The following is a 19,372-nucleotide window of genomic DNA, read 5'->3' as shown; positions in this document are numbered from 1 at the left end:
CTAAGGCGAGGCTGAAAAGCGTAGTCGATGGGAAACGGGTTAATATTCCCGTACTTTTATGCAGTGCGATGTGGGGACGGAGAAGGTTAGGTTAGCGGCCTGTTGGAATAGGTCGTTTAAGCCGGTAGGCTGGTGCGGTAGGCAAATCCGCTGCACCTTAAGGCCGAGAGGTGATGACGAGGGTCTACGGACCTGAAGTAACTGATACCACGCTTCCAGGAAAAGCCACTAAGCTTCAGCTGCATAAGAACCGTACCGCAAACCGACACAGGTGGGCAGGATGAGAATTCTAAGGCGCTTGAGAGAACTCAGGAGAAGGAACTCGGCAAATTGACACCGTAACTTCGGGAGAAGGTGTGCCTCTGTTGGTGTAGGACTTCGCGTCCGAAGCTAGTAGAGGTCGCAGAGAATAGGTGGCTGCGACTGTTTAACAAAAACACAGCTCTGTGCCAACACGAAAGTGGACGTATACGGAGTGACGCCTGCCCGGTGCTGGAAGATTAAATGATGGGGTGCAAGCTCTTGATTGAAGTCCCAGTAAACGGCGGCCGTAACTATAACGGTCCTAAGGTAGCGAAATTCCTTGTCGGGTAAGTTCCGACCCGCACGAATGGCGTAACGATGGCCACACTGTCTCCTCCTGAGACTCAGCGAAGTTGAAATGTTTGTGAAGATGCAATCTACCCGCTGCTAGACGGAAAGACCCCGTGAACCTTTACTGTAGCTTTGCATTGGACTTTGAACAGACTTGTGTAGGATAGGTGGGAGGCTATGAAGCTGGAACGCTAGTTTCAGTGGAGCCGTCCTTGAAATACCACCCTGGTGTGTTTGAGGTTCTAACCTTGGTCCGTGATCCGGATCGGGGACAGTGCATGGTAGGCAGTTTGACTGGGGCGGTCTCCTCCCAAAGTGTAACGGAGGAGTTCGAAGGTTACCTAGGTACGGTCGGAAATCGTGCTGATAGTGCAATGGCAAAAGGTAGCTTAACTGCGAGACCGACAAGTCGAGCAGGTGCGAAAGCAGGACATAGTGATCCGGTGGTTCTGAATGGAAGGGCCATCGCTCAACGGATAAAAGGTACTCCGGGGATAACAGGCTGATTCCGCCCAAGAGTTCACATCGACGGCGGAGTTTGGCACCTCGATGTCGGCTCATCACATCCTGGGGCTGTAGCCGGTCCCAAGGGTATGGCTGTTCGCCATTTAAAGTGGTACGTGAGCTGGGTTCAAAACGTCGTGAGACAGTTTGGTCCCTATCTGCAGTGGGCGTTGGAAGTTTGACGGGGGCTGCTCCTAGTACGAGAGGACCGGAGTGGACGAACCTCTGGTGTACCGGTTGTGACGCCAGTCGCATCGCCGGGTAGCTAAGTTCGGAAGAGATAACCGCTGAAAGCATCTAAGCGGGAAACTTGCCTGAAGATGAGACTTCCCTGGAGGCTTGACCTCCCTGAAGAGTCGTTCGAGACCAGGACGTTGATAGGTCGGGTGTGGAAGCGCTGTGAGGCGTTAAGCTAACCGATACTAATTGCTCGTGAGGCTTGATCCTATCATTTGAGTTGCTTTGTTGATGATGAAGCGCTGGTTGATACAAGAAAATTCTACCGGCTGGAAGGTTTCCAGCCTGGCTTCTTTAAGTTTGTGACAGTTTATGTCTGGTGGCCATAGCGAGGTGGTCCCACGCCTTCCCATTCCGAACAGGACCGTGAAACGCCTCAGCGCCGATGATAGTGCAGATTCCTGTGTGAAAGTAGGACACCGCCAGACGCCCCATACGCAAGCCCAGCTCATACGAGCTGGGCTTTTGCTTTGGTGCCGCGAAAACACCGCATGCACCCCGCGGCCAACCTTGGCCGCAGCCTGCCCGCCCAACATAAAGCCCGCAAAAGCGGGCTTTATGCATGGGCCTTAGAGTAGCCGGTGAAACAGTTTGTCTAGTCGGAAGCGGTTTAGCCTGCTGAGTAGTTTCCTTACCTTTTCCGGATAGTGTTGTAACTTTTCCAGTTGCTGGTAATGGCTGACGATCCGGGTGTGTTGACGGATGTTGTCGAGCTCTTGTGCGGTGATGGCGGCCAGCTGTCCTTGTGGGTCGTGCAGCAGCAGGCCATTTTCCAGATCCAGACGGAAGGCGCGTGGGTTCAGGTTATTACCGGTGATCAGCTGCAAATGCTGGTCTATCCACAGGCCTTTCAGGTGAAAGCTGTTGTCGTTGTGCTGCCAAAGCCGAATGGTAAGTAGCCCGGCCTGAATGGCGCGCTGATATTGTTTGGCAAAGCGGCGCAGGTTCATTTCATACAGGTAGGGCAGGCCGCCAATGACCTTGAAAGGCTCACTGGGCGGGATGTAAAAGTCATTGGCGGTTTTGTCACCAACAATGATTTCTACTTTGACCTGCCGTGCCAGGGCTTTGTCTATGGCTTTGAGCAGCGGGCGAGGCAGGTTGAAATAGGGCGTACAGATGCTGATTTGCTGCCGTGCGCTATACAGCAGGTTTTCCAGCAGCTTGTTGAACGGGTTGCCTTTGCCGACACCGCAGACGGGAAATACTTGTAGCCCGCTTTGGCAATGCCTATCTGGCACGACTGTATAGCGGGTTTGTGCCAGGGTTTTGCGCAGCTGCCGAGTTGCACGGTTCTGGCTGGCTTTGTCTTGGGTAATGGGCTGGTCCAGACAGATGACTGCCGGGTTGGCCGCAAGGGTGTCGAGCATATAGCCTGACAGTACGTCGGCTAATGGTGCGCTGTTGATCAGGTGGTAGCGGTCAAAGCGGTATTTGTCTCCCACGTGCAGGTAGACATTGTTCAGGCTGGCACCGCTATACAGCACGGTGTCGTCGATGACGTAACCCTTGAGGTGCATCACACCAAAAAGCTCGCGTGTCTGTACGGGTACGCCGTAGATGGAGAGGTTGTCTTGTGGCTGTGCCTGGGCGCGCCGACGGTACCAGCCGGCATTGCCTTCTTGTTTGCCATGGCCAATAAGGCCACGGCGAGCCCTGTGTGCATCGACAAATACTTTTATATCGAGCTCAGGGTTGGCCGCAGCCGCCGCATAGAGGGCATCGAGAATGAGTTTGCCACCTTCGTCTTCTTGCAGGTATAGCGCGCAGAGGTAAATGCGGTGGCGTGCCTGGCGAATCATGCCGAGTAACTGTTCGCGATAATCGGTGGCGCTGTGCAGGATGGTCACGGCATCCGGACGCAGGGTAATGCCAGGCAGGGATCGCAGCGGATCGGTTGGCGAAAAAAACAGCATGAGGCGTGTGTGTGCGTATTAATGCGATTAACGCATCCTACCATCAGTGCCGTAAAAGTGGATTGGTTTTACACGCAGGCCTGCACTATTGCAGGGCTGTTCTTTAAAGGTAATTAAAAGCCCCTGGGCGTGAGCGCAGGGGCTGTGGCTGATGCGTGGATTACGCTTATTTACCGGTTTTGAACTCCTGCCATAGACGTGTGGTCAGGCGCTGGATTTTGGCATCCATGGTTGGCATCACGAAGCTCTTGGCCACGATGTCTTTGCTCGGGAAAATAGACGGATTGGCCAAGTGCTTCTTGTCGATGAACTGGCGAGCGGCCAGGCTGCCCGGTGCATAGGTAACGGTATTGGCATTGGCTGCCGAGACTTTTGGATCCAGCACGTAGTTGATGTAGGTGAGGGCGTTATCGACGTTTTTGGCGTCTTTCGGGATCACCATACTGTCGATCCAGATACCTACGCCTGTTTTGGGTACCAGCGGCTGTACTTTGACGCCGTTTTTGGCTTCCTCAGCGCGGGTTTTGGCGATATTCAGGTCACCGCCGTACCCCAGTACCAGACATAGCGAGCCACCGGAGAGCTCGTTAATGTAGCCCGAGGAGGAGAATCGGGTAATGTGCGGGCGCAGTGGTTTCAGTAGGGCTGCCGCTGCTTTGTAGTCGGCTTCGTTGGTGCTGGCCGGGTTTTTGCCCATGTAGTGCAGCACTACCGGGAAGACTTCTGCCGCAGAGTCCAGCATGCTGACACCGCAGCTTTTCAGCTTGGACACGTTCTCGACTTTGAACAGCAGGTCCCACTCGTTAGCTGGCAGCTTGCCACCTAGTGCTTTGTTTGCCTTGTCGGTGTTGATACCAATTGTATTCATGCCCCAGAAATAAGGGATAGCAAACTGGTTACCCGGGTCGAACTGGGTCATGAGCTTCATCAGCTCCGGGTCCAGGTCTTTGTAGTTCGGGATTTTGGCCTTGTTGACCGGCTGGTACAGGCCGGCCTGGATTTGCTTGGCCAGGAAGGTATTGGACGGGTGAACCAGGTCGTAGCCGGATTTGCCGGTCAGCATCTTGGCTTGCAGGATCTCGTTGCTATCGTAGACATCGTAACGAACCTTGATGCCAGTAGCTTTCTGGAAGTTCGGTACCGTGGATTCTGCAATGTAGTCTGACCAGTTGTACACGTTCAGCTCTTTGCCGGCGGCGAAGGCGCTGCCAGAGGCGGCGGTCAAGGCCAGGCTGATAGCCAGGGTCAGGGTCGATTTCTTCATCAGGTTCTCCTTGCAGTTAGTCTGCTTATTTCATCATTACGGCCTGGTTATCGCCGCTGTGTTAATTAGAAACCGGTGCGGGAAAATGCTCAACTACTCCCTTGGAACAGCTGCATTGTAGCGCGTGGTTTTCAGGCTTGGTGAGCTAAATATTGCCATTCCCACGCGGTGACTTGCTGCTGGAAATGTTGCTGTTCTACCTGTTTTAGCGCCAGAAAGGTGCGGGCGAAATCCGGCCCCAGAACATCATGCAGCGCATGGGCTTGTGCAAACGCCTGCATGGCGGTTTGTTGCGAGTCAGGCAAGGTCGCCGCTTGCTGATAGGCGCTGTCCGAGCGGGGGGGGCTTGCTTTGCAGCCTTGCTCCATACCAAGCAAGCCGCAGGCCAGTGTGGCTGCCAGTGCCAGGTAGGGGTTGGCATCAATGCCGGGCAGGCGGTTTTCTACACGCCGGGCCTGCGGGTGGCAAACCGGTACGCGCAGGCCGCAGCTGCGGTTGTCGTAACCCCACTCTACATTGATTGGCGCAGCACTATGGGCGCAGAGGCGGCGGTAGGCATTAGGGTTGGCCGCAAATAGCAGCATGGCTTGCGGCAAATAGCGTTGCAGGCCGCCGATGTAGTGATGAAAGCGTGGGTGTTCGCTACCATCCGCCTGCGAGAAAGCATTATTGCCCGGGCTATCCAGCAGGCTTTGGTGAATATGCATGGCACTGCCCGGTTGGCCGGGGAAGGGCTTGGCCATGAAGCAGGCCTGCAGGCCGTGCCGGCTGGCCAGCTGGCGCAGGGTGCGTTTAAGCAGGAATACCTGGTCTGCCAGGGCCAGCGCCGGGCCGTGTTGCAGGTTGAGTTCGTATTGGCCGTTGCCTACTTCGTGCAGTAGCGTATCGGTGGCAATGCCTTGCAGGTGGCAGGCTTGTTCCAGCTCGGCAAAAAAAGGCTCGTGCCGGGCGCTGTGGTCTACAGCGTAGGCGGGCCCGATTGCTTCGCGTTGCTGGCCTTGTGCATCCAGCAGGTAAAACTCGATTTCGGGTGCCACGACTGGAGTGAAGCCCAGCGCGTCAAAGCGTGCCAGCACACGCTTCAGTACGCTGCGCGGTGCCGTTTCCAGTAGCTGGCCGCTATCGCTGTAACAATCGTGGATAAGCTGGGCGATGCGGCGGCCAGGCCCCGGTTTGACGCTGAGTGTGGCCAGGTCGGGTAGCAAGCGCAGGTCGGGGTCGTTATCGGGAACCAGCTGCTGTTGCGGGTCGCCCATCCAGCTTTGTATCAGGCTGACTTGGGGAAAGCGCAGTTCGCCTTCTGCCGGGTAATGCGTAACAGGTACCAGCTTGCCGCGTGCTTGGGCATTCAGGTCCGGGATGAGGCATTCGATGTGGGTAATGGCGTGCTCACGCAGCCAGTGCAGCAGGGTAGTCATGATGAGGTGTCCGTAAGGGGTTGGCAGAGTCGCGTGCAGGTGTGGCGGCAGCGTTGCCGGCAGCGCTGAGCGGTTGCTCGAAGACCCCCAGGGACACATTGCAAGGAATGCGCAGGGTGCACAAGGTAAGGGTGTGACGCATGTCGCAGCCTTGCAAAGATTGAATGTCTATTTTTTTATTCCATATTGCGGCTATTCGTCAATTATATTTAACGAACGATGGGTGATTGCGGCGCTCATGTGACGTGCCAGCCACGGTAGCGCGTGGCGTGCGCGGCCGAAATGTGCAAAAATCGAGCCAACTAACGATATTGCAGGTTTTTCCATGCTGGACCGGGACGGATACCGCCCCAATGTCGGAATCATCCTCATCAATGGCAAGCATGAGGTGTTCTGGGGCAAGCGGGTGCGCGAGCACTCGTGGCAGTTTCCGCAAGGAGGCATCAAACCTGGCGAAAGCCCTGAAGCCGCGATGTATCGCGAGCTGCTGGAAGAAGTGGGCTTGCTGCCGCAACACGTCAAGATCCTGGGTCGCACCCGCGACTGGCTGCGCTACGATGTGCCTACCAACTGGGTACGTCGCGAGTGGCGCGGTAGTTATCGCGGGCAAAAGCAGATCTGGTTCTTGCTGAAGCTGGTAGGCCGGGATTGTGATGTATGCCTTCGTGCAACCAATCACCCTGAGTTTGACGGCTGGCGCTGGAATGACTACTGGGCGCCGGTTGATGCGGTGATCGAATTCAAGAAAGACGTCTACGAGCGGGCGCTCACCGAGCTGACCCGTTTCCTGAAAGGGATCGAGAGCCGTGGTGACTATCTGGCGCGTATTGCGCAGGGTACAACCGGGCAGCCAGACGAGGGCTAAGGCTTGACGACACACCATTTGCCACGGCCACGCTCTGCTTTTGCAGGCGTGGCCGTTGTTGCTGCCTGGTCTGCCTGGCAGCCTGCGGACATCACGACCTGGTGGATGGAAGCCATCCCGGCCCTAGTCGGCCTGCCATTGGCGTGGCTGTATTGGGGCCGCTACCCGTGGACCAGGTTGGCCGCATGGGCCATGGCATTGCACGCGGTGATTTTGCTCGTGGGCGCACATTACACCTACGCGCTCACCCCGCTGGGCTTCTGGCTGCAAGAGGCGTTTGACTTTAGCCGCAACCATTACGACCGCATCGGCCACCTGGCACAGGGTTTCTTTCCGGCCATATTGGCGCGCGAGGTGATTCACCGCGCTACCCGCCTGCAGGGGCGCTGGCTGGCGTTTCTGGCCACCTGTTTCTGCCTGGCTTTCTCGGCATTTTACGAATTGATCGAATGGTGGGCCGCGCTGGCGCTAGGGGCTGGTGCCGACGCCTTTCTGGCCACGCAGGGCGACCCGTGGGATACCCAGTGGGATATGTTCCTGGCGCTCTGCGGTGCCATTCTGGCGCAGCTGCTTCTGGCCGCGCGCCACAATCAACAACTCGCGGCGCTGCTGCGCCGTGCACCACACTGACAGACACATGACACAACAACATTACGACGAATCCTCGGTACGGGTACTCAAGGGGCTGGAGCCGGTAAAAGAGCGGCCAGGCATGTACACCCGCACCACCGACCCGACCCATATCTGCCAGGAAGTCATCGATAACGCCGCCGACGAGGCGCTGGGTGGCTTTGCCCGCAAGATCGCAGTCACCGTGCACCTGGACGGCTCGCTAACGGTAGAGGACGACGGCCGTGGCATTCCGGTGGGCCTGCACCCGCAGGAAGGCGTACCGGTGGTGGAGCTGGTGTTCACCCGCCTGCACGCCGGTGGCAAGTTCAACAAGAAAGACGGCGGTGCCTACGCGTTTTCCGGTGGCCTGCACGGCGTAGGCGTGTCGGTGACCAACGCGCTGTCCACCCGGCTGGAAGTAGAAGTCAAACGCGAAGGCGGTGTGCACAAGCTGGTGTTTGCCGGTGGCGACGTCATCGAGCCCTTGGCGCGTATCGGCGACTGCGGCCCGCGTACCAGCGGTACCCGCGTGCGCGTGTGGCCGGACGGCAAGTATTTTGAAAGCCCGCGCTACTCCATGCCGGAGCTGGAGCGCCTGCTGCGTGCCAAGGCGGTGCTGTTGCCCGGCGTGGCCGTGACCCTGACTATCGAGCGCCCCAGTGGCGACGAGGTGAAGGTGTGGCAGTACCCGGAAGGCCTGAAAAGCTATCTATCCGAGCTGTGCGGTGACGACGAGCCGGTTGCGCCGCTGTTTTCCGGCGAGGCCTATATCGGTGACGACCACGAGCAGTTCGCCCGTGGCGAAGGCGTGCAGTGGGCCATGGCGTGGTTTGAAGACGGCGCCAGCGGCGAAAGCTACGTCAACCTGATTCCCACCCCTAGCGGTGGTACGCACGAGGCCGGCTTGCGCGCCGGCGTGTTCGAGGCGGTAAAAAGCTTTATCGATCACCACAACCTGCTGCCGCGTGGCGTGAAGCTGATGGCCGAGGACGTGTGGAGCCGCGTGCGCTTCGTGCTGTCCGCCCGTGTGCTGGACCCGCAATTCCAGGGCCAGACCAAGGACAAACTCACCAGCCGCGATGCGCTGAAGCTGATTTCCAGCCTGGCGCGCGACCCGGTGGAACTGTGGCTGAACCAGCACGTAGAGGCCGGCAAGCGTATTGCCGAGCTGGCTATCCGCCAGGCGCAAAGTCGTTTGAAGTCGGTGAAGAAGGTCGAGAAGAAAAAAGGCTCCGGCGTGGCCGTGCTGCCGGGCAAACTGACCGATTGCGAAAGCGAAGACATAGAGCGCAACGAGCTGTTTCTGGTAGAGGGCGACTCGGCCGGTGGTTCTGCCAAACTGGCGCGTGACAAGGAATACCAGGCCATCCTGCCGCTGCGCGGCAAGGTGCTGAACAGCTGGGAAACCGATAAGGATCAGCTGTTCTCCAATGCCGAAATCCACGATATCTCGGTGGCCATTGGCGTAGATCCGCACGGCGTGGACGATACGCCAGACCTGTCCAGCCTGCGTTACGGCAAGATCGCCATTCTGTCCGATGCCGACGTGGACGGCTCGCACATCCAGGTGCTGCTGCTCACGCTGTTCTTCCGCCATTTCCCCAAGCTGATCGAGCAGGGCCACATTTACATTGCCCAACCGCCACTGTTCCGTGTGGACGTGCCAGGCCAGGGCAAAAACCGCCCGCCGCGCAAACTGTACGCGCTGGACGAAGGGGAAATGACTGCCATTCTGGACCGCCTGCGTAGTGAAGGCGTCAAGGAAAGCGCCTGGAGCATCTCGCGCTTCAAGGGTTTGGGCGAGATGAACCCCGAGCAGCTGAAGGACACCACCATGAACCCGGATACCCGTCGCCTGTCGCGCGTACAGGTACGCCCGGGGGCGCTGGCGGCCACGCGCGACATGTTCATCATGCTGATGGGCAAGGGCGAGGCCAGCAGCCGCCGCAGCTGGATGGAAGCCAAAGGTAACGAAGCGGAAGTCGATATCTGACCTTGGTGCTTGAACGCCGCTAGCAAGTTGGCCGCATCCCTTACCGGGTTGCGGCCAACTTGTTTATGGGCACCGTGCTGTTTGCGCCAAGGCAAAGTAGTCGCTGCATCTGGTACTACAATGGTCTTATCCATAAACAGGAGGCCAGCATGGCGCGTTTACTTTATCTGCAGTCCGGCGGCCCTACCGCCGTGCTGAATGGCTCGGCGCAAGGTGTCATTGAAACAGCCCGTGCACAGGGTGTGCCGGTGTGTGCGGCAGCCAACGGCCTGGCGGGTTTGCTGGCAGGCGAACTGTACGACTGCAGCAACGCGCCGGCCGACAGCATCCGGCGCCTGGGCTGGTTACCGGGGGCCAGTTTCGGCACCAGCCGCCATGTGCTGGCCGCCTACGACGAGGCACCGGAGCAATGGGCAAGGCTGGCACAGGTCGTGCAGCAGTTCGATATTGGCTACGTGTTGCTCAATGGCGGCAACGGTTCGATGGAAACCGCCTTGCGACTGGGCGAGCTGGCCCAGCGTTTTGACTTGCCGCTGCTGGCGCTGGGCGTACCCAAAACCATCGATAACGACCTGGAGGGCACCGACTTCAGTCCCGGTTTTCCCTCCGCTGCCAAATATCTGGCCAGCAGCCTGCGCGAGGTGACGCACGATATGCGCAGCATGGGGCGCGGCCGTGTGTTCATCATGGAAACCATGGGCCGGCACGTAGGGTGGTTGGCCGCAGCCTGCAGCCTGGCGGCAGGCGCGGGCGGGCCGGCCCCGCTGGTGTTACTGCCCGAGGTGGCGTTTGACGAAGCGCGTGTGCTGCAGGCAGTGCAGCACAGGCTGCAGCAGGATGGTTATTGCGCCATTGCGGTGGCCGAGGGCTTGCGGCAGGCCGATGGTCGTTTTGTGGCGCAAATGCACGCAGATGCCGTGTATGGTCACGAACAGCTGGGCGGTGCCGGCGCCTGGCTGGCGCAGCGCCTGCAGCAAGCGCTGGGTGTTCACGCCCACGTGGCACTGGTGGACTGCCAGCAGCGCGCCGCCATGCACCTGGCGTCGGCCACTGATGCACGCCTGGCGTACGAAGCCGGTGCGGCCTGCGTACATTGGGCGCTGGCCGGGCAGGGCGGGGTGATGGCTGGTCTGCAGCGCCAGGATGATGGCTGGCAGGCGGTGCCGGTACCGCTGGCGCAGGTTGCCGGGCTGGAGCGCACGGTACCGTCGCACTTCATTGCGGATGATGGCTTGTCGATGACACCGGCTTTTACCCGCTATTTGCAGCCCTTGTTGCAGGGCGAGGTCGCCATTCCCTATATCGATGGTTTGCCGGATTACCGGGTGCTGTCCTGGCCGCGGCTGGTTTTGTCCTAGTCGGAAAACTTGCAGCCGCACAAGATTTCATCGGTGGGTGGGGGTGGGGCACTGCAAAAACTGGCTTTGAAAAACTTGGGGTAGGTGATGGTTTCTTCTGGTGCCCAGCGGTTAGCAATAAACTGGATATCATGAATGCCAAAGCGTTGCATATCCTCCGGGCTGTAATAAAACCCCGGAGCCTGGGGGTAGGCCTTGATCCATTCTGGTTGTTGGCCGCATACGGTTATTAGCTGGCTGACACCGATGCGCTCAAAGAACGCTTTTTCACTGATGACCCACTGTCTGATATCTTCCCGTGCACGGTCTTGCTGAGCAGGATTGTGCTTCCACTTTGCCTTGATAAGCGCCTCCCAGTCGGGCTGCAGGGCCCCACCGTGCCATAGCAGGGCATCGCGTTCGCCCAAATACTTGTTACGTGCGGCAGGAAAGACATAGTTGGCACATGAGGACATGCACGCACCATTTACCCGTATGTCCAGCTGTTTGTCGTGAATGAAATCCCCCAGCGCCATACCTAGGTTGCTGCTTCCGCCATGGCTATTGATCACCAAGCGGGTTGGTTTAACAGTAGCTTGCGCGTAAATAGTCTGGACTTGTGCGATTGCGCTTGCATCCAACTCACCGTTGTAGACAATGTCACTACCATTTGGGGAGAGCGTGACGATCGGCTTATTGCTGTGCATGCTGGCGCAGCCAGCAAGGGCGACGAGTAGCAGGCTGCACATGATGCCTTGCAGGGTATTCATAGATTTCCCCTTGCTGAATTTATGTAATTGGAATTATTGTGATGTGCTTTTATCGCTGTCAACCGGTAATCCTGAAAAAAGCTATGCCATTCTGATGCTATTTCGAACCTTGCCTGCCAATACCCTAGGCCGCGACTTTGTCGTGGGGGATGTGCACGGCTGTTTCGATACCTTGGGTTTGTTGCTGGGGCAGGTAGATTTTGACCCGGAACGCGACCGCCTGTTGTCGGTGGGCGATTTGATCGACCGCGGCCCGCGGTCGTGGCAGGTGCTGGACTGGCTGGCGCAGATGTGGCTGTTTGCCGTGCGCGGTAACCATGAACAAATGGCCATCGATTACGACGCTAGTGACGCCTGGCGCGAACGCTACGCCCGCAATGGCGGCGAGTGGTTCATGGCGCTGCCCCCGGCGCAGCAGCAGCGTTACCGCAATGTGTTTGCCGCCATGCCGCTGGCGATCGAGTTACCAGTGGGCAACAGGCGGGTGGGTTTGGTGCATGCAGATTGCCCGGAGGACGACTGGGTGGTGTTCCAGGCTCGTCTGGCGTCGGGCGAGGGCGTGGCTTGCAGCAATGGGCAGACCGTATTGCACGAGGCGACATGGTCACGTGAGCGCATACGCGGCCAGGCGCGCGCGCGCGTTACGGGCGTGGATTTGCTGTGTGTAGGCCATTCACCGGTTAGCCTGGCGCGGCAGCGCGATAATGTGTTGTATGTAGACACCGGTGCCGTATACGGCCGCCAGCTTACCCTGCTGTGCCTGCAGGACATGAGCGTGCACACCCTGGCGTGCACCGAGAGTGCTTGTGTAGACGAATAGTTCGATAAATTTCCCGGATACCCTAGCGGCCAACTATGCTGAACTGGTACGCCAGTTACCGTGCGGGGTGAGCATGTCTTATCGCTACCATATCGCCTGCCTGCCATGGCTGCTTTGCCTGCCTGCCATGGCGGATACCGTGCGTTTTTATCTGCCCCCGATCCCGGCCCTGTATGAGGAGCGTGCAGGCCAGCCTGCCGGTTTGTACGTGGAGCTGCTGCAGCATATGGCCAGCCACGCCGGTATTACCTTACATCTCTATTTGGCCAGCCGCCCGCGCATACTGCAGTCGCTGCAACGGCAGGATGACGCCTGCACCGCAGTAACCCTCGCGGCCAACACGCCTCCCCCGGCCAGCATGCAGTATGTTTATGCCATGGGCCAAACGCAGGCCATGCTGTTTACCCGCCCCGGGGATACCCTGCCGCTGGCTGAGCTGGCACAGGTGTCGCCAGCCAAGCGCATGGTATTTGGCGAGGGGGTAGCCAGTGTGCTGCAGCAGCGCGGTATCGCGGTGCCACAGCGTAGCGAATCTTTACAGGAGGCGGTGGCCATGTTGCAGGCGCAGCGCATCCGTGTACTGTTTGCGACGCGTGCGGCTTTATCGCGGCTGGTGCCGGGGACGCTGGAAGCCGGTGCCGAGCTGGGGCCGCTGGTGTCATGGTTTGCTTGCACCACACAGATGCCAGCCGCCATGACTGCCCGGCTGGCCAGCGCCTGGGCCAAGGTGCCTTTGCCACGATTCTAGGCAGGCCATCGGCGGCCTGCCGCAGGGTCGGGGCTAGTTTGCCAGCGCAATCACCACGCGTTTGTTACGCGCGCCTTTACTTTCTATTTTCTTGACGACTACGGCGCCGATTTCACCGGTATGGCGCACGTGTGTGCCGCCACACGGCTGCAAGTCTACGCCTGCTATGGCGATCAAGCGGATTTCCGGCAGGTCTAGCGGGGGTGTCACCGACATGGTCTTGATCAGCTCGGGCTGCGCACGCAGTGCTTCGCCGCTGGTCATCTGTACTGATACGGCATGGTTGGCCGCAATCAGCGCGTTGAGTTCGCGTTCGATATGCGAGGCGTCCAGCTCCATGCCTTCTGGCAGGTCGAAATCCAGCCGGCCGCTATCGGCGCTGAGGTTGCCGCCGGTTACGCCTGCGCGCACGACACAGGACAGCAAGTGCAGGCAGCTATGAATGCGCATGTGGCGATAGCGTCTGGCCCAGTCCAGCTGCAGTGTCACCGTGCTGCCTGCGGCCAACTGCACACTACCCGGGGCGGGCTGGTGCAGTATCTCGCGGGTGGTTTTGTCACGGCGGGTGTCGGCGATGAGTAGTTGGCTACCATCGGCCAGCACAAGCGTGCCGGTATCGCCAGGCTGGCCACCGCCCAGGGGGTAGCACAGCGTATCGGCCAGCACGATGCCCCGCTCGTCATGGCTGACTACGGTGGTGTCTAGGCTGGTCTGGTAAGGGTCCAAGTAGAAACGTTCTGGCATAGCGGGCTCTCTGTTGTCGGGTTATCGGTATAGCGTGAGGCCGCCCGTCATACATTTCAATAGGGCGCGGCCAGTTTGCCGGGGGCGTTTGAAATGCCGGATAATCGGCACCTTCATTCCTTGCCCCCGCCCGCAGATGAGCGCTGTACACACACTGGACGACTACACCCCGCCGCCCGACACCGGCCTGCGTTTGCTCTATCAGGACGACTATTTGCTGGTGGTAGACAAGCCAGCAGGTCTGCTGTCGGTACCGGGGCGGGGCGAGGCACGGCAAGACTGCCTGAGCCTGCGCGTGCAGCAGCGCTTTCCCGACGCGCTGGTGGTACACCGGCTGGATATGGCTACCTCCGGCTTGTTGCTGATGGCGCGCGGGCTGGATATGCAGCGCCAGCTGTCGGCCAGCTTTGCCGGGCGTGATGTGCAGAAAACGTATCAGGCACTGGTGGCAGGGCAGGTATTGCCGGAGCAGGGCGATATCCACCTGCCGCTGATGGCCGACTGGCTGCAGCGGCCAAGGCAAAAGGTGGATTTGCAGGCGGGCAAGCCGTCGCACACCGGCTATCAGGTCGTGGCCTACGATGCGGTGCGCAACGCAAGCCGGGTAGCGCTTACCCCGCACACCGGGCGCACGCACCAGCTGCGCGTGCACATGATGGCGCTGGGACACCCGATACTGGGCGATACCTTGTATGCGCCACCCGCGGTGCAGCAGGCTATGCCACGGTTGTGTCTGCACGCTTGCGAGTTGCAGTTGCACCACCCGCTTAGCGGCGAGTTGCTGCAATGGCACAGCCCGGTACCGTTCTAGCCTGTTTGGCGTGTATCCGGCCTGGCTGGGGCTAGAACAGGGTTGCGCGGTAACGTTCGCGCCCATCCAGCAACAGCGCCAGAATGCCCGCCTTGCCGCGCTGGTCGATAGCAACCAGAACCGACACGGTCTCGCCGCCCTGTGGGCGTTCTATCTGTTGGCCAGTACCCTCCGGCACAAAATACTGTTCTATGCCATAGCGCACTTGCAGGGTGCGCAGGGGGGCGCCATTTTGCGCCTGCCGGGTATCGATATGCTGCACCTCGCCCGCCAGTACCAGCTGCCCTGCGGGGATGGCGCTGCGCTGGTGGTGCACGGATAGCGCTTTGACCCCGTCTGACTGCGGCTGGATGGCCACCCAGACACGGTCGTGCGGCTGAAAGTCCTTGTCACCGCCCAGGGCTTGTTCGCCGTCCAGCGCCAGCCGGTTGATAGCGTAGTTCAGCCGCGCGTAATCGCCCATGAACAGCGAGCGCGGGTCCACCGGCAAGGTGGGCAGTAGTACGGCAGTACCCGTCTGCAGCGTCCACTGCTTGTCGGCAACCATGGCGGCCAGAGCCAGTAGCTGCAGCGTGCAGAGCAGGGCGAGTTTTTGCCACAGTCTCATGGCTGCTCCTCCGTAGGGATGCGCGCAAGCAGGCTGCGGCGGCGCCGTTCCATCCACCCGCCTGCTGCCAGTAACAGGACGCCACCGGTCATGAAGAATAGTGAACGGTCCAGCAGCGTCCAGAACGCATCCACGTAGCGCGCCAGCAGCCAGCACAGCAGGGCACCAAAAACCTGGTTGATGATGGCCCGGTCGGCTTCGCGGATGCCGACGTCGGCCATCCAGCCCATCATGCCAAGGAAAACGGCATTCCATAACAGCGCAGGCCAGCTACCGCTATAGCTGAATAGAACCGTGCAGGCGACCAGCACGGCAAAGCTTGCCACCAAGAGCAGGCCGCTATAGCGCCGTAGTGGCGACAGCACCTGGCGGCGAGCCAGCAGTAGCAGGCCCATCGTGTACAGGCTGCCGCTGGCCAGCAGGCCTGCAAACCAGAGAAGATCCAGCACGGGCTGTTCGCCGGATGCCGAGACAAAATCGGGAAACGTCAACGCAAACGTGCCGCTTAGCACACCGGCGAGCAAGGTGCCGCCGCCGGTACGCATGCAGGGCTGCCGGCTGGTTTGGGTCATGGCCCAGAGACCTGCCAGCGCCAGTAGCTGCAGGGCAAACAGGCGCAGGTGAGCTTGCGGAGCATCATCCAGCAGCGGCCAAGCTTGGGCATGCCAGCCCGTTAGCCATAGCAGCAGGAGCGCGGCACAGCTACGGGCGGCCAACGCCCAACCTTGGCGCTGCACGACAAGGGCGGCCAGCAGCAGGTAGCCTGGCAGTAGCCAGTTCATCTGCGCGTATTCGAACTGCTCGTAGCCGGTCCAGAGTGCGGCCAACCCTAGCGAGATCAGCATGGCCGGCTGCGACTGTAGCAGGGCTGCAGTCAGCAGCCCGCCGGCAGCCCAAAGGGCAATGCCATCCGGAAAGTGCGCATCGATGTGGTAGAGCTGGCCTATCAGCATGATGGCGGCGCCGAACAGCAGCACCGACAGCACCGCCATGCCCTGTGCCAGTTTTTGTAGCCCGCGGGTCATGCTGAAGCCGTACGCTGCATGGCTGCTGCTCAGCGCCAGGAAAATCAGCAACAGTTTGCCCGGCTTGCTGATGGCGTCCCAGTTGGCGGCAAACCAGCTGAGCACGCCAATACCCAGCAACAGTGCCCCCATCTGCGCCAGCCCGCCAGGCCAGCTGAGGCGGCTTTGCCGTGTGGCCACGTCTGCCAGAATGGCTTGCCGGCCCTCTGCGCTAAGCCAGCCTGCCTGTTGCCAGCGTTCGGATTCTTTTGCCAGCCGCTTGCCGAATGCTTTGTCGTTCATCGCGCTTTACCCATTGCTGATGGCCAATCCCCATGACCCGCTGGCCGCTGGGCGTGCCAGGTCAGGGGCGAAGGCTGATGACGTTCAATTGTGCTCGGCGGCTATCCGGCTGTCCAATCCTGTTGTGTCGCGGGGCGTCAGAAAACCAGCGCGGCGACAAACACAGCCAGCATGGCAAAAGCGCAGGCAATCTTGATGACCGTGCCTGCCAGAAAACCGATGAAGGTGGCGATGCCCACTTTGCCCGCTTGCTGCAGCGAGCGCCGTGCCTGCAGCTCACCGATGACGGCACCGACGATAGGCCCGATGATGGCGCCCACCAAACCCAGAAACATACCCACCAGCCCGCCGATAAAGGCACCGATCAGCGCCTGGCGGCTGGCCCCGCTCTTTTGTGCCCCCAGAAAGCCGGCCAGGTTCTCCATCACCATGCCCAGTACGGCCAGCACGCCGATAATGATCAAGGCCGTGCTGCCCACGCTGGCAAAGTCGCCCAGCCAGGCCGCCAGCAGCATGCCGCCACCCAGTAGCGCCAGGCCTGGCAGGGCGGGGTAGATCGTGCCGGCCAGCCCGGCCAGCATCATGATGATGGCCAGCGCGTAGCCGGCCCAGCTCCAGTCAAAAGCCATGTTTACTCCTTGAAGGTGACCCTGCTAAGTAAAACGGCGCCGCCGGAAGTTCCGGGGGCGCCGTGTGCGGCCAACCTGGAGCCGGGGGTTAACCGGTGTATTCCTGTAACAGGATATCCTGCGCGCAGCGGCCTTTACCGCGGGCCACACGGCGGCGGTAGCTGCCATCCTGCTGCATTTCCCAGGCGTTGGTATTGTCTTCCAGATACACCTTCAGGCCTTCGCGGATCACGCGGCGCTTGAGCTTGGTGTCCAGAATCGGCACGCAGGTCTCGATACGGCGGAAGAAGTTGCGGCCCATCCAGTCGGCGCTGGAAATGAACAGGTTCTCTGCCTTGTCGTTGTAGAAATAGAACACGCGGGTGTGTTCCAAGAAGCGGCCAACAATGGAGCGCACCGAAATGTTCTCCGACAGCCCCTCTACGCCAGGGCGCAGCGCGCACACGCCCCGCACGATCAGGGTAATTTTCACCCCGGCCTGGCTGGCGCGGTACAGCGCACGGATCACTTGTGGCTCCAGCAGCGCATTCATTTTGGCAATGATCTGCGCCGGTTTGCCGGCCTGGGCGTGCTCGATTTCGCGGTCGATCGCGGTAGTGATCATGTTGTGCAGGGTAAACGGCGACTGGTACAGGTGCTTGAGCTCGCCGGCGCGGCCCAGGCCGGTAATCTGCACGAACAGGTCGTTCACGTCGGTGGCGATTTCCTCGTTGCAGGTCATCAGGCCAAAGTCGGTGTACAGGCGGGCGGTACGCGGGTGGTAGTTACCGGTACCCAGGTGTACGTAGCGGCGCAGCTGGCCTTCTTCGCGGCGCACCACCAGCAGCATCTTGGCGTGGATCTTGTAGCCGAACACGCCGTATACCACGTGGGCACCGGCGTCTTCCAGGCGGGTGGCCCAGCTGATATTGGCTTCTTCGTCAAAGCGTGCCATCAGCTCTACCACCACGGTCACCTGTTTGCCGGCGCGGGCGGCGGCAATCAGCGACTCCATCAGTACCGAGTCGGTGCCGGTACGGTATACCGTCATCTTGATGGCGACCACGGCCGGGTCGCTGGCGGCCTGGGTGAGCAGGTCGATCACCGGCTGGAAGGTCTGGAACGGGTGGTGCAGCAGCATGTCGCCCTTGCGGATGGCGTCAAACAGCGGGGTTTTCTTTTCCAGGATGTCTGGCAGCGAGGCCTGGAACGGGGCGAACTTGGTTTCCGGGCGGTCGACAAAGTCGGGCACCTGCATCAGGCGCACCAGGTTGACCGGGCCGTCCACGCGGAACACGTCGTGCTTTTGCAGGGCAAAAGTGTTCAGCAGGAATTCTTCCATGTGCGCCGGGCAGGTGTCGGCAATTTCCAGGCGCACGGCATCGCCATACTGACGCTGGCGCAGCTCGCCCTGCAGTGCGGTACGCAGGTTTTTTACGTCGTCATCGTCTACCGACAAATCGCTGTCACGCGTTACACGGAACTGGTAGCAGCCTTTCACCAGCATGCCGGGGAACAGCTCCTGCACGTGGGAGTGCAGGATGGACGACAGGAATACAAAGGTATCGGCGCCGTCTGCGGCCAACTCTGCCGGCAGCTTGATAACGCGCGGCAGGATGCGTGGCGCTTGCACGATGGCAATGCCGGATTCGCGGCCGAAGGCATCGGCACCTTCCAGCTCCACGATAAAGTTCAGGCTCTTGTTGAGCAGGCGCGGGAAGGGGTGCGACGGGTCCAGGCCGATAGGAGTGAGGATGGGCATCAGCTCGCGGAAGAAATAGTCGCTGATCCACGCTTTTTGCGCGGCGTCCCACTCGTTACGGCGCAAGAAAATGATGTTGTCGGCACGCAGCGCGGGGAAGATTTCTTCTCGCAGCAGGCGGTATTGTTCGCGCACCAGATCGTGTGCCGCCGCCGACACCTTGGCCAGCGCTTCGGCCGGGGTGCTGCCGTCGGCCAGGATGCGTTCCGGGGTGTTTTGTGCTGCATCTTTCAGCCAGGCCACGCGTACTTCGTAGAACTCGTCCATATTGGACGAAACGATGCACAGGTACTTCAACCGCTCCAGAATGGGCAGGTATTCTTCTTCCGCCTGCGCCATGACGCGACGGTTGAATTCGAGCAAACCCAGCTCGCGGTTTAGCAGATTGTCGTGTGGCATGGACATGATTAATGCTTCTTTGATAAAGGGTGAGGCAAAAAAAGCCCTCGAAAGAG

At 59.9% G+C, this 19,372-nt stretch carries 17 protein-coding genes and 2 rRNA genes (1 of these 19 running past the window's edge); 9 read left to right on the top strand and 10 right to left on the bottom strand.

Annotated features, from left to right (window positions below; all coding sequences use genetic code 11):
• Both LCH97_RS08785 and rrf read left to right on the top strand, forming a co-directional pair.
• Nucleotides 1-1,545: ribosomal RNA gene (locus LCH97_RS08785) — 23S ribosomal RNA — on the top strand; it begins 1,346 nt to the left of the window's first position.
• A gap of 105 nt (nt 1,546-1,650) precedes the next feature.
• Nucleotides 1,651-1,763, top strand: a 5S ribosomal RNA gene (gene rrf, locus LCH97_RS08780).
• A 141-nt stretch (nt 1,764-1,904) separates the two neighbouring features.
• On the opposite strand, the gene pssA is transcribed toward rrf, so the two are convergent.
• The 4 genes from pssA to LCH97_RS08760 form a co-directional block, all read right to left on the bottom strand.
• Nucleotides 1,905-3,251: a CDP-diacylglycerol--serine O-phosphatidyltransferase gene (gene pssA, locus LCH97_RS08775; RefSeq protein WP_227305206.1), complete on the bottom strand. Its 1,347-nt coding sequence runs from the start codon at nt 3,249-3,251 to the stop codon at nt 1,905-1,907.
• Nucleotides 3,252-3,417: 166 nt separating this feature from the next.
• Entirely contained in the window at nt 3,418-4,515 is a 1,098-nt protein-coding gene (locus tag LCH97_RS08770; RefSeq protein ID WP_227305203.1) for a polyamine ABC transporter substrate-binding protein, read from the bottom strand.
• 131 nt (nt 4,516-4,646) lie between these two features.
• Nucleotides 4,647-5,933, bottom strand: coding sequence for a glutamine synthetase family protein (locus LCH97_RS08765; protein ID WP_227305200.1), 1,287 nt, complete (start codon nt 5,931-5,933; stop codon nt 4,647-4,649).
• Nucleotides 5,905-6,075: a hypothetical protein gene (locus LCH97_RS08760; RefSeq protein WP_227305197.1), complete on the bottom strand. Its 171-nt coding sequence runs from the start codon at nt 6,073-6,075 to the stop codon at nt 5,905-5,907. Before LCH97_RS08760 ends, LCH97_RS08765 begins: the two co-directional genes overlap by 29 nt.
• 183 nt (nt 6,076-6,258) lie before the next feature.
• Here LCH97_RS08760 and LCH97_RS08755 point away from each other — a divergent pair, with 183 nt between their 5' ends.
• The 4 genes from LCH97_RS08755 to LCH97_RS08740 all read left to right on the top strand — a co-directional run bounded on the left by LCH97_RS08755 (nt 6,259) and on the right by LCH97_RS08740 (nt 10,761).
• Nucleotides 6,259-6,798 carry an RNA pyrophosphohydrolase gene (locus tag LCH97_RS08755; protein ID WP_227305195.1) on the top strand — a complete coding sequence of 180 codons (540 nt, stop codon included), beginning with the start codon at nt 6,259-6,261 and terminating at the stop codon, nt 6,796-6,798.
• Nucleotides 6,799-6,801: 3 nt separating this feature from the next.
• Nucleotides 6,802-7,428: a DUF2238 domain-containing protein gene (locus LCH97_RS08750; RefSeq protein WP_227305192.1), complete on the top strand. Its 627-nt coding sequence runs from the start codon at nt 6,802-6,804 to the stop codon at nt 7,426-7,428.
• 7 nt (nt 7,429-7,435) lie between these two features.
• Nucleotides 7,436-9,403 (top strand): DNA topoisomerase IV subunit B, encoded by a 1,968-nt coding sequence (gene parE, locus LCH97_RS08745; protein ID WP_227305189.1) that lies wholly within the window; start codon nt 7,436-7,438, stop codon nt 9,401-9,403.
• A 149-nt stretch (nt 9,404-9,552) separates the two neighbouring features.
• Nucleotides 9,553-10,761, top strand: coding sequence for a 6-phosphofructokinase (locus LCH97_RS08740; RefSeq protein WP_227305185.1), 1,209 nt, complete (start codon nt 9,553-9,555; stop codon nt 10,759-10,761).
• On the opposite strand, the gene LCH97_RS08735 is transcribed toward LCH97_RS08740, so the two are convergent.
• Complete coding sequence (locus LCH97_RS08735) at nt 10,758-11,510, bottom strand: hypothetical protein (RefSeq protein ID WP_227305183.1); 753 nt, start codon at nt 11,508-11,510, stop codon at nt 10,758-10,760. The genes LCH97_RS08740 and LCH97_RS08735 overlap by 4 nt on opposite strands.
• A gap of 94 nt (nt 11,511-11,604) precedes the next feature.
• Here LCH97_RS08735 and LCH97_RS08730 point away from each other — a divergent pair, with 94 nt between their 5' ends.
• Nucleotides 11,605-12,330 carry a metallophosphoesterase gene (locus tag LCH97_RS08730; RefSeq protein WP_227305181.1) on the top strand — a complete coding sequence of 242 codons (726 nt, stop codon included), beginning with the start codon at nt 11,605-11,607 and terminating at the stop codon, nt 12,328-12,330.
• Between the two features lie 73 nt (nt 12,331-12,403).
• The gene (locus LCH97_RS08725; RefSeq protein WP_227305177.1) at nt 12,404-13,078 is read left to right on the top strand and encodes a hypothetical protein; all 675 of its coding nucleotides are present in this window, start codon (nt 12,404-12,406) and stop codon (nt 13,076-13,078) included.
• 33 nt (nt 13,079-13,111) lie between these two features.
• Here LCH97_RS08725 and LCH97_RS08720 read toward each other — a convergent pair whose 3' ends face one another.
• Nucleotides 13,112-13,822: an alanyl-tRNA editing protein gene (locus LCH97_RS08720; protein ID WP_227305173.1), complete on the bottom strand. Its 711-nt coding sequence runs from the start codon at nt 13,820-13,822 to the stop codon at nt 13,112-13,114.
• Between the two features lie 136 nt (nt 13,823-13,958).
• On the opposite strand from LCH97_RS08720, the gene LCH97_RS08715 reads away from it, so the two are divergent.
• A complete protein-coding gene (locus tag LCH97_RS08715) occupies nt 13,959-14,633 on the top strand; it encodes an RluA family pseudouridine synthase (RefSeq protein WP_227305170.1) in 675 nt (224 codons plus the stop codon).
• Between the two features lie 31 nt (nt 14,634-14,664).
• Here LCH97_RS08715 and LCH97_RS08710 read toward each other — a convergent pair whose 3' ends face one another.
• From LCH97_RS08710 to ppk1, 4 genes are all read right to left on the bottom strand, one after another.
• Nucleotides 14,665-15,240: a GDYXXLXY domain-containing protein gene (locus LCH97_RS08710; RefSeq protein WP_227305166.1), complete on the bottom strand. Its 576-nt coding sequence runs from the start codon at nt 15,238-15,240 to the stop codon at nt 14,665-14,667.
• A complete protein-coding gene (locus LCH97_RS08705; protein ID WP_227305164.1) occupies nt 15,237-16,547 on the bottom strand; it encodes a DUF2157 domain-containing protein in 1,311 nt (436 codons plus the stop codon). Before LCH97_RS08705 ends, LCH97_RS08710 begins: the two co-directional genes overlap by 4 nt.
• A gap of 137 nt (nt 16,548-16,684) precedes the next feature.
• Complete coding sequence (locus tag LCH97_RS08700) at nt 16,685-17,176, bottom strand: DUF456 domain-containing protein (protein ID WP_227305163.1); 492 nt, start codon at nt 17,174-17,176, stop codon at nt 16,685-16,687.
• 88 nt (nt 17,177-17,264) lie between these two features.
• Nucleotides 17,265-19,322, bottom strand: coding sequence for a polyphosphate kinase 1 (gene ppk1, locus LCH97_RS08695; RefSeq protein ID WP_017506898.1), 2,058 nt, complete (start codon nt 19,320-19,322; stop codon nt 17,265-17,267).
• Between the last annotated feature and the right edge of the window lie 50 nt (nt 19,323-19,372).

The organism is Vogesella sp. XCS3 (assembly GCF_020616155.1).
Classification (GTDB): Bacteria; Pseudomonadota; Gammaproteobacteria; order Burkholderiales; family Chromobacteriaceae; genus Vogesella.
This window is presented reverse-complemented; position numbering and strand designations above follow the sequence as displayed.